The following is a 13,859-nucleotide window of genomic DNA, read 5'->3' as shown; positions in this document are numbered from 1 at the left end:
TTACCTATCTTACTGTGCTAGCGTGGTGTGCAAAGGCGCGAATGCGCCCATATTTAAGTAGGTGTTCTCCCGATCAGTGCCGCCCAGAGATGAGAGTAAGTTTAAATGCCAAACTATAGTAGCCTCTAAACACACAAAAACGGGGCCTGATGGCCCCGTCGTTACATTCGTTACTTCCTGGCTAAGATATTAACCGAGCAGAGACAGCACAGATTGCGGCGTCTGGTTAGCCTGTGCCAACATGGAAGTACCCGCCTGCTGGAGAATGTTAGCACGCGTCATATTAGACACTTCCACTGCGTAATCGGCATCTTCAATACGCGAACGAGCTTCAGAGAGGTTAGTAGACGTCGTCGCTAAGTTATCGATTACCGAATCAAAGCGGTTAAGGGTAGCACCCAACGTTGCGCGGCTGGTATCCAATGACTCTGTAGATGCATCGACCGCGTCAATTACGTTTTGGAAATCGTCATGCGTAATTGCACCACCTGATCCAGTCCCATTTAGCACAGTGGCACCAGCAGTGACTGTAAGTGAACCACTTGAGCCAGTTACCAGGCCAAGACCCTCGGTAGTGGCGTTGACTGTATCTACTTCAATAACATCTTCTGCTTCAGTGTTAGAACCAACCTGAATACTCAAAGAAGTGCCGCCAGAACTCAGCAGATTTGTACCGTTGAAGTTATTGCTACCAGCCACACGATCAATTTCAGCTAGGCGCTCATTAATTTCAGTTTCGATGGCCGCGCGGTCGTCTGCAGTGTTGGTGTCGTTGGCACCCTGTACCGCCAACTCACGAATACGCTGCAGGTTGTCGTTGACCTGATCAAGACCACCTTCCATGGTCTGCACCAGCGAGATACCGTCGCTAGCATTACGGCTAGCTTGATCCATGCCTTTGATCTGGGCCGTCATTTTGTTAGCAATGGCCTGACCAGCGGCATCATCTGAAGCGCTGTTGATACGCAGACCAGAAGACAGACGCTCTTGTGCTTTGGCCAGCATGTCCTGAGAGTTGGACAGATTGTTCTGGCCGATCAGGGCAGTAATATTCGTGTTGATTACAGACATGTGAGTGCTCCTTGAAGATTAACTGGCCTTGCGGCCTGCTTTGCGGCACTTGCGTTGCCGTTATTATAATTAACGGCTCCCCCAGCGACTTCTTTAGAAAAAACCGTCCTTTTTATGTAAGCGACTGTAAGCCAGATAATTGATGCGACAACTGCTTATTGACATCGAATTCAGGGATATCTGCCTTAAATAAAAACGGGGCCTGTTGGCCCCGTCGTTACAATCTTTTGAAACATTACTGGCTAGGGGTATTAGCCCAGCAGAGACAGTACAGATTGTGGTGTCTGGTTAGCCTGTGCCAGCATGGACGTACCGGCCTGCTGAAGAATATTAGCACGCGTCATGTTAGACACTTCCACTGCGTAATCGGCATCTTCAATACGCGAACGAGCTTCAGAGAGGTTAGTCGACGTCGTGGCAAGGTTATCAATCACTGAGTCAAAACGGTTTAGGGTAGCACCCAACGTTGCGCGGTTGGTGTCTAGCTGTTCAGTCGCAGCATCTACCGAGTCAATCAGATTCTGAAAGGCTTGGGCAGCACCACCACTAGCAGCAGAAACAGCAGTGGAGTCAAACGTAGAGGCTGTAACAGCAGAGTTACCAGAAGCCAGCCCTAGGCCAGCAACAGTCGCATCGACCGTATTTACAGTAATAACATCTTCAGCCTCAGTGTTAGAACCAACCTGAATACTTAAGCTACTGCCGGCGCCAGAATCCAGGTTCAGTAAGCTAGTGCCGTTGAAGTTATTGCTCCCAGCCACACGGTCAATTTCAGCCAAACGCTCATTGATCTCGGTCGTGATGGCTTCACGATCATCTGCTGTATTGGTATCGTTGGCACCCTGCACTGCTAGCTCACGAATACGCTGAAGGTTGTCATTAACTTGATCAAGGCCACCCTCCATGGTCTGCACCAGCGAGATACCGTCGCTAGCATTACGGCTAGCTTGATCCATGCCTTTGATCTGGGCCGTCATTTTGTTGGCGATGGCTTGACCAGCAGCATCGTCTGAAGCGCTATTGATGCGCAGGCCAGAAGACAAGCGCTCTTGCGCTTTGGCCAGCATAGACTGTGAGTTGGACAGGTTGTTCTGGCCGATCAGAGCCGTAATATTCGTGTTGATTACAGACATGTGAGCACTCCTTGAAGATTAACTGGCCTATTGGCCTGCTTTGCGGTGTTTGTATCACCGTTATTATAATTAACGGCTGCCCGGCCCAATTCTTTAGCAAAAAATGCCTGTTTAAATGTAAATAACATTTACAGCAAAAAAAACGGGGCCAGCTGGCCCCGTCGATACATTCTTTTAACGCGTTACAGGCTAAGAACTTAGCCCAGCAAAGACAGTACGGACTGCGGTGTCTGATTTGCCTGTGCCAGCATGGAAGTACCCGCCTGTTGGAGAATGTTCGCACGCGTCATGTTAGACACTTCCACCGCGTAGTCGGCATCTTCGATACGCGAACGGGCTTCAGAAAGGTTAGTCGATGTTGTCGATAGGTTATCAATTACCGAATCAAAACGGTTTAGGGTCGCACCCAAAGTAGCGCGGTTAGTATCCAGACCTTCAGTTGCCTCATCAACAGCATTAATCAGATTCTGGAATTCAGTGTGAGTAGCGCCACCTGATGCATCCGCAACCACGAATTCACCACCAGTCACAGCCGCTGCTGTACTACCAGACGCCACTGCCTCAAGACCGAGACCGGCAACGGTGGCATTGACCGTATCGACTTCAATAACATCATTATCTGAAGTATTGGAGCCGACCTGAATATTCAACGTGGCACCGCCGCTACTTAGCAGATTGGTACCGTTGAAGTTATTGCTGTTAGCCACACGGTCGATTTCTGCCAGACGCTCATTAATCTCTGTAGTAATAGCTGCGCGGTCTTCTTTGGTGTTGGTATCGTTGGCGCCCTGTACAGCCAGCTCACGGATACGCTGCAGGTTGTCGTTAACTTGGTCTAGACCGCCTTCCATGGTCTGCACCAGGGAGATGCCGTCGCTAGCATTACGACTAGCCTGATCCATACCTTTGATCTGGGCCGTCATTTTATTGGCGATAGCTTGACCAGCGGCATCGTCAGAAGCGCTGTTGATGCGCAGGCCAGATGACAGACGCTCTTGCGCCTTGGCCAGCATAGACTGCGAATTTGACAAGTTATTCTGGCCGATTAGGGCAGTAATGTTAGTGTTGATTACAGACATGTGAGCACTCCTTGGAGATGAACTGGCCTAATGGCCTGCTTTGCGGCGCTTGCAGTGCCGTTATGATAATTAACGGCATCCCCACCAATTTCTTTAGAAAAATTACTGTTTTTTTTGCAACCCAATGTAACTTTCGCAACTACCTTTCAACTGCCTGGTTAATTACCTTTTTGCATGTTACCCAGGATGCTGAACTGCTGGGAGAGATAGCTGCTCATAGAGTTCATTTGGGCGATCAAGCCATCTAATTGCCCAAACTGCTGGCGGTAACGCTCTGTGCTTCGCTCGATACTTGCCTCCATACGCAGCTTGCGTACATCCAGGCTGTCAACCCGCTGCTGGGCGCTAGTCACTGAACTTTGGATAATACCGTTTTCTGCAGTGATACCTTCAAGCGTGGCGTTTAATCGTCCTGCAAAACCACCTTCTTCATTTTCACCCGCAAAAAAAGCAGACAGTCCTTCAGGGTTATTCGTTACCGCATCAGCCAATTTATCTTCATCGACTTTAAGTCGTCCCTTCTCATCAATGGCGATGCCCAGTTGAGAAAGGCGTGAAATATCGCCAGTTCCGAGGTTGTCTGTTATATCCCGACGTAGGCGGTCTTCAATAGTACGAACGGTGCGGTCGCCCACCAGCTCGCCCGATGTTTCGCCTTCCCCGTTGTAGGCGGTCATTCTGCCAACGGTGGATTTCATTTCGTTGTAGTTTTTAACGAACTCGTCAATGGCTCCTCTCAGCGACTCTTCATCACGCTCAATGACTAGCGTAACCGGGTCACCAGAAGCCGCCGTGAGGTCAAGCGTTACGCCTTGAATTGCCTCTTCAACTCGGTTGGTTTTACTGGTAATGGCAATACCGTTAACGTTCAGCTCTGCATCCTGACCGGTACGCAGGGTGGCTGCATCCATGGTTAGTGAAGCCAAGCCTGAGAAACCAGTGAGTGATGCCTCTTCGCCCGTCTCTTTTGAGCTCAACGCTAAGCGATACCCAGTACCATCATTAACGAGAGAAGCGGTGACGCCAGACTCTTTATCCGCATTGATTTGGTCACGAACATCTGCAAGCGTACTACCTGCTGAAATATCAACGTCGTAGCTTGTTTGTGTACCACCAGCACCAAATTCAAGCGTCAGGGTCGCATCGGCTGCTGTTAGCTCTTGATCTAGCGCTACGCTGTTGGAGGCAGCGCTGCCTGCGCGAGCCAGTTGAGTAACGGTGACTTCATAGCGCCCGGCATTAGCGGTTTCGCCTGCGGTCGCCAGCACACCCTCGCCAGTAACGGTGCTTTTTTGTTGCTTAAATGAAGCGGCATCGTTCAACGCAGCAATAGAGGTTTGCACCCTATCCATCGCTGATTCAAGGCGCCCATAGGCAGAAATCTTGGTCTGCTGAGCACTTTTCTGCTCTAAAATAGGCACAAGCTTTTGCTTTTCGGCCGCTTTAAGCTGGTCAACCAAACCAGCGAGATCCAGCCCAGAGCCCACACCAAGTGCAGTTATCGAAGCCATGACTCAGTTCCTTATAAGTAGTAGATAAAGTATCTATGAAAATTATCGGCTGCTGGCGGATAAACTTTAGCGATCTTGCTTTTTTAAGCTATTACTAATTGAAGCTATCGAAAAAAAAGCCCAACACTATGTGCTGGGCTTTTCATATGTCATTAATTTTGCTTGTTTATCTATTTAATTTTGGTTTTGCTGCCCCAGCACGGCAAACTGCTGGGTCAAATAGGCGCTGGTTTGGTTCATTTGCGCCACCATGCTGTCCATTGCTTGAAACTGCGTTCGATAACGCTCTACAGTTTGTTCGATACGGCTTTCAGTGGTCGCAAAACGTTCTTCTAACGAAGCAAAGCGCCTTTCAGATGATTCAACAGCATTTTCAAGACGTCCACCTGTTCCAACCAAGCTTTCAAGCGATGAGGCAATTTGGCCTGCCATGCCACCCTCCTCGCTATCCCCTGCAAAAAAGCTAGCAAGCTGATCCGGCTGATTAGCCACAATGCTGTCTAATTGGTCTTCATCAATCTCCAGCTTGCCGTCTACTTGAAGCGAAATACCTACATCCGACAACACGCTAAAGCCATCTCCCCCAACAACACTGCTAATGGTTTGACGCAACTCCCTTTCAACAGCGCGAGTTGCTGCATCAGCATTCAGCCCTGCCGCTCGGCCCGAATCAGCGTCATAAGCTGTCAAGCTAGTAATGGTATCTTTGAGCGTGTTGAAGTTGTCAACAAAAGCGGTGACTTGCTCGCGGATAGCTTCGCTATCCTGCTCCACGCTTACTGTGCTCGTCGCGTCCGCCTCCGATAAGTTCAAGGTAACGCCTTGAATAGCGCCCTCAACTTGATTGGTAGGACTAACGATATCGATTCCATTGACGTTAAACTCTGCGTCCTGTCCTTCCTGAACCACCTGGGCATCAGAAGTGGTGACGTCACCAGCGAGAATGTTTGAAAAATTGGTGCTTTCAATACTCGCGTCCGCACCGGTATCGGTAGCATTAACGGAAAGCCGGTAGCCTTCGCCATCATTAATAATTGAGGCGCTTAAGCGACCATCGCTCTGTTCATTGATGGCATCACGCATGTCTTCAAGGGAACTGCCATCGGCAATGGTAATTGGATCCATGGCCCCATCAGCAAGAGTAAAGGTTAATGACTGCTCCCCAGTCACTATGCTTTCATCTGCTGTTTCCAAACGCTCTGTTACCAGGCTACTAGCTGTAGCTAACTGGCCGACTTGCACTTCATATTGACCAGGCTGAGCCTCATTACTGCTAACAGCACCAACAGCACTGCCATCGACATTGGTTGTCAGACTCTCGAATGAAGACGTTTTGTTGAGGGCCTCAGCAGAGCTTTGAAACTGCTCAAGTGCATTTTGCAACGTACCATAAGCGGATATTTTTGCATCTTCAGACTGGAGCTGTTGTTGAATGGGCTCAAGCTTCGCTTGCTCTGCCGTTTTTAGCTCTTTAAGCAAGCCGTTCAGATCCAAGCCAGAACCGATGCCTAGTGATGTAATAGCAGCCATAAAACCAATACCTTTTTTAAATACGTGTTGCTACGCTTGATGCTTTAAATTACTGCTTATTCATGAAGTGATGCGTAACACTATTTCTAATACAATTACCTTAATATAACGACCAAGTGAACTATAACTTGAATATTTGGCTGTTTTTTTCGTATTAAGACGTAATTCCAAGTAACGGTCCGTAATACATGAATGAGGCGTTATTAATATATCGTTAGTAACGCTGCATTCTAATTACTCTTTCTTCCCACCCCTATGTAACGCAACCCAGCCTCTTCGACGGCACTGGGTGTGTATAAATTACGCCCATCAATGACGACTTTTTCAGCCAGTTGGCCAGCTAACCAAGCGAAATCTACACTACGGAACTCTTTCCACTCGGTGCAGATAACCAAGGCATCGGCGCCTTTCACGGCCTGAATCCGGTCGCCTGCCAGCATGAGATCATCCCGCTCGCCATAAATTCGGCGGCATTCCGCCATGGCTTCGGGGTCAAAGGCTTGCACCTTCGCACCCGCTTGCCAGAGTGCTTCCATTAACGTGCGGCTTGGCGCTTCGCGCATATCATCTGTGCTGGGTTTAAAAGCTAAGCCCCATACGGCAATGGTTTTACCGCTTAGATTGCCTAAGTTATCTTGCAGTTTTGTGAATAGGGTCTGCTTTTGGCGCAAATTAACCGCTTCGACGGCGCCGAGCAGTTCCGGCGTATAGCCTAATTGACGCGCGGCACGCTCTAATGCCTGGACGTCTTTGGGGAAACAGGAGCCGCCGTAGCCACAGCCAGGGTAGATAAAGTGGTAGCCAATTCGTGGGTCGCTGCCAATTCCCCGGCGTACGTCCTCAACGTCCACGTCGAGCCGTTCGGCAAGGTTAGCAATCTCATTCATAAAGCTTATTTTGGTGGCGAGCATGGCGTTGGCGGCGTATTTGGTCAGCTCGGCGGCACGCACGCTCATAAATATCAGTTTTTCGTGGTTACGATTGTAGGGGGCGTAGCACTCTTGCATGTGAGCTTTTACCCGCTCGCTTTCCGTGCCGACGATAATGCGCGCACCACGGGTAAAGTCTTCAATCGCCGCCCCTTCTTTCATAAACTCTGGGTTCGAACACACATCAAACTCAACGGATGCACCGCGCTGTTTGAGCGTATCGCCGATCACCGCGTGAACTTTTTCGGCGGTTCCCACCGGCACGGTCGACTTATCAATCACTAGCTTGTAGCTATCCATATGCTGGCCGATAGTGCGCGCCACCTCTAATACATAGCGTAGGTCGGCACTGCCATCTTCATCGGGCGGCGTTCCTACGGCGATAAACAGCAGTTGGCCATCGGCTACCGCTTGGGCAGCATCGGTAGTAAAGCGTAAACGTCCAGACGCTACGTTGTGGGCAACGATGGTGCTTAGCCCAGGCTCAAAAATCGGCACTTCTCCGCCATTAAGCTGATCAATGCGCTCAGCGTTAACATCCATGCAGGTGACTTGATGGCCAACATCGGCTAAACAAGCGCCTGCAACAAGGCCGACATAACCGGTTCCGAATACACTGATCTGCATGACTTATTGACTCGCTAAAATACGTGATTAACTCACAACAACACATGATAGCGAGCGTAGCACATTGGCTGAGCATTGATGAGTTCAATAGCAGAAAGGCCGTTCTTGCTTATAGACCTTGGTCTAATACCCTCATTGGTTTATAATGCGCTGCAACAAGCCCGATTTGGTGCTGACCGCAGGAGAACATGCTATGACTCCGGGACTTATGACTTCAGAACTAACGAAAGAGCCTTCATCACAAGCAGCTAATGGGCTATCAACAGCCGCGAATGTTCAGCGCAGCCTTCGCCAATGCTTATCGATTGCCGCTGAGCTGCTCTACGATAACGGCCATGTGCTTGAAACCATTACCTTGCCCCAGCGCGGTTTAGCCCGCCGTGAATTGCTCACATTGAGTGCAGCATCGCCCACCTGGGCAACCTGCCAGAAGGTAATGGAAGCCAGTGAAGCCGCCAGCTTCAATGAGTATGGCCGCTTTGTGTTAACTCGTCTCGGCCGCGAAATAATGTTTGATATGTTCGGCCAGGGGGCTGCCGACTGCGCTTAATGTATTTTGTTGCCAAGCATCGCTAATCAACACAGCCAGTCATAATAGCTGATCAAAAGAGCTAATAAAAAACCGCCCGTAAGCGAACGCTTCGGGCGGTTTTTCTTGGCGTGTTTTTTTGAGACCAGCGTTTAGCTGTTAGCGCAGACCGAGCATCGAAAGGATGAACAACACAACCACGATAAGACCAATAATGTAGATAATATTACGCATAGGGCACTCCTTGCTTATTGCGTTTTAGGGAAATCAAAGGCTTGCTTACCCATGAGCCAACACACCCATCCTAGCAGGCTTTTTCTGCTTTTGCGTAATGTCGTTGCATTTCACTGATAGAAAGTGACTGTTTAGAAAGTGACTGTGCTCGCGTGACCGCAGTGTGATTATCATCGGCTAGCATCCCTAGTGCTATCCAAGGCGTTTGCGGTTCTCGTTGAAAGCGCGCTGAATCATTGTTTGCTGCTGAGCATCGATTTCCAATTCACGGCAAAGGGACGACCAGCCGGAAAGGGCATCAAGGGTTTGCTCGATATAGAGATCCGGATTTAAGTACCGGAAGGGAGCGCAAACCTGTTTGAGCTTTTTGCGGGTCGCCAAGCCTGCACCGCTGATAGACGTGGTGTGCTCATCTGCGTAGCCCCGCACAGGGGCGTAAGTCAGGTCATAAGCCGGCGCTAACATCCATCGCCCCTGGTCATGCAAAAAAGCGAAATTCTTAGCGTGGTCATCGTGGTTGTGGGTCAGGGCGTTGAACACCATCAGCCTCGCCATACGCTCAACGTCTTCCGCATCGCGCGTAAAAGCGTTGGTTGCTTTCAATAGATCGGAGTAGTCCAGCGATGGAGCGCTGTAATCGGCATAGAGAATGCCGCTAGCGGTCATCATGTGAATTTTGCGATTACCGTTGCGATCAAAACGCTGGGCAGAAAAGAAGCGTTCGACCCCCGTTGAAGCGTTGATCTCAATCAGCTGGCTCGCGGCCATTTTCACCCCCGCACGCTCTGCCAACACCGAATAGGCATACTCGATGGCGCCGGTGTCACGATGCTCGGTTGGCGCCCGGAATTTCACTAGCCAGTGTTGATAGCCCGCAGGAAGTTCCTGGAAAGATGTACTGCACTGCTTACCATTCGGGGATAAAGCAACGATCACTTTGGGTCGGGCTCCCGCCGGAGAACCACCGGCCAATCGCAGAGCATCCAGAGTGGTCGCGGTTTCCCCTTCGTAGACAGCATTAGATGCCTGATAGAGTTGGCTTAGGTCAATATTCTCTTTGTCAGCGGTACGCTCAATAACGGGGCGATACTCCAATGCCCCCATCCCCCTGTCAGCCATGTAAGCGAGCCGGTCTAGAGGGGAAATATCTCTCCGACCTTTGCCATGCTCGGCAAGGAAATAACGATCCATGAGCAGCATACCCCAGCCATCCGGCAGAGAGTCAGAAAATGCTCCCGGTAGACCAGCAAAAAGAAGTGGATCAGGCGCCTTCTGTGGTTGGGTAGTAAAATCCATGTTCAGGGGCGACAAATTGAAGCCTTCCCCCACCCATTGGGGGTGATAGGCAAAGTAGATGCCCTGTCGGCTAGCGACCAGTTCCCCCACAGGGTTACCTGCTAACAGCACCTCTACGCTGTTGATCCGCTTCATTTTCGCCCCCGGGCGCGCCCTGTCTGCTTGACCTCTTCAAGTGATAGGGGGTGCTCATGCTTGAATAGCTCGGCGATTTGGCGAGTGGCGCCCAGCGCTGTAGCAATCAGCACTAGGCCATCGAGGGTTATTTGCCCACTGGATTCAAATCGTTTAATGGTGGACTCGGACACACCTGCCATCTGCGCCAAGGTTTTACGGGAAAGATTCTGCGCCAGCCGCGTTTCCCGTGCGTTGGCACCGACCTGTTGGGCCAGCTCACCAGGGGCAAGCAGAGAGTGAGTCAGGGCCATAGAAAACCTCTCTATAAAAGCTCATTTATACACTATTATAAACGTAAAATTGTCATAAAAAATCAAATATGACCTTTTAAAATATAGATATTCGACGCCAGCTTTAGAAAGTTCAACCTAGCCTTATTTCGAGCGACTAGCTAGTGTGGAACCTCTGCTACTTCTAAACCTCGAACCTTTGCCACTTATACCGAAGGAGTTGCGATGCGCGCTACTGCTTTGCTTGTTTCGTTTGTTGTTACTTCGTTTTTCCCCACCCCCTATGTAGCCGCTAATGAACCTTCTACAAACGCACTCCAGACGCTAGACCAGCAAACCAGCCAGCTAAACCGCGTACACAGCGTGGTGGTGGCCTACGATGGTGAGATTATCCACGAGTTGCACCAGGGTGGGCCGGGGGTGGCCTCACCTGCCAACATTAAGTCGCTGTCTAAAACCGTACTGGCTGCCATTACCGGTGCGGCGATTGAGGCGGGCATCATTGAATCAACTGATCAACCCATGGTGGAACTGTTTGGCGAGCATCTACCTAGCGGTATTGATCCGCGAGTTGGGGAGATTACCGTTGCTCACTTACTCGCCCTGCAGGCGGGGCTGGAGCGTACTTCGGGCAGCAACTACGGCGCTTGGGTGGCTAGCGCCAATTGGGTAAACGATGCAATGATGCGCCCATTCGTGGACGAGCCGGGAGGGCGAATGCTTTACTCCACCGGTACCAGCCACCTACTTTCCGCCGCGCTCACCCACGCCAGCGGCGAGACAACCCATGCACTTGCCCAGCGCTTATTAGGCGATCCGCTCAATATCACCATTCGCCCGTGGCTACGCGACCCGCAAGGCATCTATTTTGGCGGCAATGATATGCAGCTCGCGCCGCGTGCGTTAATTGAAGTGGGCGAGCTGTATCGGAATGATGGCATCGTGGGTAATGAGGCAGGAGACGAGCAGCGCGTTCTGCCGGAGGGCTGGGTGGAACAATCATGGCAGCCGCGTGGCACATCGCGCTGGACAGGCGATGGATACGGCTACGGTTGGTTTATTACCCAGCTAGCAGGCGAAGATATTTACTACGGGCGTGGCTACGGCGGCCAGGCGCTGTTCGTTATTCCAGAGCGTAAGATGACCGTAGTGATCACCTCCGACCCTAACCCACCCTCGCCGGGCGGCCAGTTCCAGCAGCGGTTAAACAGGCTGTTAGAAGGTTTGTTAGCAGAAAATAATGAGTAGCGCAGTCGGGTCGCGGGTGCGCAGATGCTTATGCTGCGCTACAAAAGCCTGCTAAATCAGATAATTGCATATCCAATAGCGCGTGGTAACGAGTTTGCGAGGAACAAGCAACGAGGCACCCGCGAATGGCGGCTACGAAACTCCACAAAATCAGTTATATCAGGCTCATTGTGATCAATACACAAGTGGCGCCGAACAGCGCGAACCCCAGCAGCAGCGCGATACCATCGCGAGCGACCAAGCCTAACCCTAGCAGCGTAAGCGCCAGCCCTGCACCGTTGGCCGAAAAAGGAATAAACTCCATCGGCGGCATCGCCAGGGCGATCAATAAACACACCACGGCGGTCACCCGAATGCCGATGTAGCCCGTCAGCCAAGGTAGCCGTACTCGCAATAGCCCATCTATCCAGCGGGCGGGCTTTTTCATCAGCTGAATGCCTTTATCGAACTTTTGCTGGGAAATCGAACGCTTCAGCAGCCAACCTGGCAACCAAAACGCTTCACTCCCCGCCAGCAGCTGTACGGAAACCAGCAGCACCAATGCGGCCATTAAGGTCGGCATGCCAGGTATATCGCCAATAATCGGGGCGAGCGTAATCAGCCCGGCAACCAGCAGCAGCGGCCCAAACGAGCGCCGCCCCACTGCATGAACAACATCGTCAACGCTAACCCGCGAAGCATCCTGCTCCATATGCTCAATCGAGCTGATTAGATCCATTAAATTCGAGTCTTCGTTACGGTTATGCATCGGGCTTATTGCGCTCCTCTACGTGCAGTTTGGTACGGATAAAATCGCTGTGGCTAACATGCAGCAAGTCCGCCAAACGCCGAATACGGTGCTCTTCTAACGGGTCAACGTTGCCGTCGGCCCAGGCCAGCTGCCACATTTGCGCGACCAGCTCACAGCGCTGGTCGTAGTTATAGTGCTCTTTGATCAAGCTAACAAACTGGTAGTGATCGACGGCCTCATCTACTTCGGCTTGCGCCAGCGTCATCAACTCGTCCACATCACTTGCACTTAGCCGATAGCGCTCGATTAGCATACTGCGCAGCGCGGCAAGCTCTTCGTCGGTGTTTTCGTAGTCGGCGCGAACGATTTCACACAGCAGTGCGGCAGTAGCCAGCTCCAACGTGAGCGTTTGATTTTCGCGCTGCTCGGGTTGTGCCAGGGTGCGCTGGAAGAAATCACTAATTGCATTCAGCATAGGGGACTCCTAGGTAGATGCAGCGTCGTCCTTACCTCAATCCTTCTTGGTAAGCTGCTCTTTTAACTGTTTGGGCACCTGCTTGATAATCAGGCGATCCTGGGCGGCGTCGTACTCGATGCTTGAGCCCAACAGGTGGGAATCAAAACTAATCGAGACGCCGCCCGCTCGGCCGGTAAAGCGGCGGAACTGGCTCAAGGTGCGCTTATCGGGGGGAATCTCCGGCGATAGCCCGTAATCGGCGTTGCGTATATGGTCGTAAAACGCTTTGGGCTGCTGTTCGTCCACCAGCCCGGAAAGCTCTTCCAGCGTCATTGGCTCGCCGCGGCGCAACTGTTCGTTGGCGTAGTCCACCAGCGTGTCGGTTTTTTCACGACTCACCTCGTCGTCGTAATCCTCTTTCTCGACGTAGTCACTAAACGCTTTCAGCAGCGTGCGGGTTTCCGCTGGGGCATCAACGCCCTCTTCCATACCTAGCAAGGCAACCAAACCTTCGGCTAGCTTTTTACCGCCGCGATCTTTTAAGAACGAGACATACTGGGCATTCGGCGCATCGCTCTGCCACTGGGTAAGGTTGATACGCGCCGCCAGGGTAAGCTGGCTGGTATTGAGCTGGGCGGCGGGCACCGCGTGGTGGTCATCGTTAATGCCAATCCCTTCGCGCTGGTGCACTAAGGCAAACAACAGCGTTTCGGTATCGCCCTGGCGCTGGTGGCTGATCACTAAGTAACCACTCACTGACAGCTGCTCTTGAAGCTGCTTGGCGAGCCGTTCAGCCAGCGCAACGGAAAGCTCATCAAAGCTTTTATCACCTGCCAAATAGTCGCGCAGCCACATGGCAAGCGGCCCTGCCAGATCACCCTCTTCGGCAAAGCGCCCCCAACCTTTCGGTTTGGTGTTGTAGGTATCGTTGAGCGCACCCACCAGGCTCGCCATCACCGAGTCGTCACTGGTATGAGCCTGTTCTGATGGGGGTGCAGCGGTTAGGGTTAGGCGCTCACCGTCAAGCGTCGGATCGAGACGGTGCACAATACTTTGCAGTAGTGGCATAAAGGTCTAC

General features: G+C 51.5%; 13 protein-coding genes. 2 read left to right on the top strand and 11 right to left on the bottom strand.

The annotated features are described in order from the left end of the window. Positions 1-189: 189 nt before the first annotated feature. The 6 genes from KUC_RS08945 to KUC_RS08920 form a co-directional block, all read right to left on the bottom strand. The gene (locus KUC_RS08945) at positions 190-1,071 is read right to left on the bottom strand and encodes a flagellin N-terminal helical domain-containing protein (protein WP_007112856.1); all 882 of its coding nucleotides are present in this window, start codon (positions 1,069-1,071) and stop codon (positions 190-192) included. A gap of 251 nt (positions 1,072-1,322) precedes the next feature. Next, positions 1,323-2,204 carry a flagellin N-terminal helical domain-containing protein gene (locus KUC_RS08940; protein ID WP_040480023.1) on the bottom strand — a complete coding sequence of 294 codons (882 nt, stop codon included), beginning with the start codon at positions 2,202-2,204 and terminating at the stop codon, positions 1,323-1,325. A 197-nt stretch (positions 2,205-2,401) separates the two neighbouring features. Further along, the gene (locus tag KUC_RS08935; protein WP_040480020.1) at positions 2,402-3,283 is read right to left on the bottom strand and encodes a flagellin N-terminal helical domain-containing protein; all 882 of its coding nucleotides are present in this window, start codon (positions 3,281-3,283) and stop codon (positions 2,402-2,404) included. A gap of 158 nt (positions 3,284-3,441) precedes the next feature. Beyond that, on the bottom strand, positions 3,442-4,794 hold the full coding sequence (fliD, locus tag KUC_RS08930) for a flagellar filament capping protein FliD (protein WP_040480017.1): 1,353 nt from the start codon (positions 4,792-4,794) through the stop codon (positions 3,442-3,444). 174 nt (positions 4,795-4,968) lie between these two features. Then, positions 4,969-6,324, bottom strand: coding sequence for a flagellar filament capping protein FliD (fliD, locus tag KUC_RS08925; RefSeq protein WP_007112852.1), 1,356 nt, complete (start codon positions 6,322-6,324; stop codon positions 4,969-4,971). A gap of 230 nt (positions 6,325-6,554) precedes the next feature. Beyond that, positions 6,555-7,880 carry a UDP-glucose dehydrogenase family protein gene (locus tag KUC_RS08920; protein WP_007112851.1) on the bottom strand — a complete coding sequence of 442 codons (1,326 nt, stop codon included), beginning with the start codon at positions 7,878-7,880 and terminating at the stop codon, positions 6,555-6,557. 208 nt (positions 7,881-8,088) lie between these two features. Between KUC_RS08920 and KUC_RS08915 the strand changes: the two genes are divergently transcribed. Next, positions 8,089-8,430, top strand: a complete 342-nt coding sequence (locus tag KUC_RS08915; RefSeq protein ID WP_007112850.1) for a hypothetical protein — start codon at positions 8,089-8,091, stop codon at positions 8,428-8,430. 405 nt (positions 8,431-8,835) lie between these two features. Here KUC_RS08915 and KUC_RS08910 read toward each other — a convergent pair whose 3' ends face one another. Beyond that, a complete protein-coding gene (locus KUC_RS08910; RefSeq protein ID WP_007112848.1) occupies positions 8,836-10,074 on the bottom strand; it encodes a type II toxin-antitoxin system HipA family toxin in 1,239 nt (412 codons plus the stop codon). After that, entirely contained in the window at positions 10,071-10,367 is a 297-nt protein-coding gene (locus KUC_RS08905) for a helix-turn-helix domain-containing protein (RefSeq protein ID WP_007112847.1), read from the bottom strand. The genes KUC_RS08910 and KUC_RS08905 overlap by 4 nt, the downstream gene beginning before the upstream one ends. A 204-nt stretch (positions 10,368-10,571) precedes the next feature. Between KUC_RS08905 and KUC_RS08900 the strand changes: the two genes are divergently transcribed. Beyond that, positions 10,572-11,594, top strand: coding sequence for a serine hydrolase domain-containing protein (locus tag KUC_RS08900; RefSeq protein ID WP_007112846.1), 1,023 nt, complete (start codon positions 10,572-10,574; stop codon positions 11,592-11,594). Between the two features lie 154 nt (positions 11,595-11,748). On the opposite strand, the gene KUC_RS08895 is transcribed toward KUC_RS08900, so the two are convergent. Genes KUC_RS08895 through KUC_RS08885 form a run of 3 tightly spaced genes read right to left on the bottom strand, consistent with a single transcriptional unit; the run spans position 11,749 to position 13,849 of the window. Beyond that, complete coding sequence (locus tag KUC_RS08895) at positions 11,749-12,342, bottom strand: exopolysaccharide biosynthesis protein (RefSeq protein ID WP_007112845.1); 594 nt, start codon at positions 12,340-12,342, stop codon at positions 11,749-11,751. Then, positions 12,335-12,799, bottom strand: a complete 465-nt coding sequence (locus tag KUC_RS08890; RefSeq protein ID WP_007112844.1) for a tellurite resistance TerB family protein — start codon at positions 12,797-12,799, stop codon at positions 12,335-12,337. Before KUC_RS08890 ends, KUC_RS08895 begins: the two co-directional genes overlap by 8 nt. A gap of 36 nt (positions 12,800-12,835) precedes the next feature. Beyond that, entirely contained in the window at positions 12,836-13,849 is a 1,014-nt protein-coding gene (locus tag KUC_RS08885; RefSeq protein WP_007112843.1) for a nucleoid-associated protein, read from the bottom strand. Positions 13,850-13,859 lie beyond the last annotated feature (10 nt).

It is taken from the genome of Vreelandella boliviensis LC1 (assembly GCF_000236035.1).
GTDB classification, from domain to species: Bacteria; Pseudomonadota; Gammaproteobacteria; order Pseudomonadales; family Halomonadaceae; genus Vreelandella; species Vreelandella boliviensis.
Note: the sequence above shows the minus strand (reverse complement) of the source record. Positions and strands in the feature narration are given on the sequence as shown.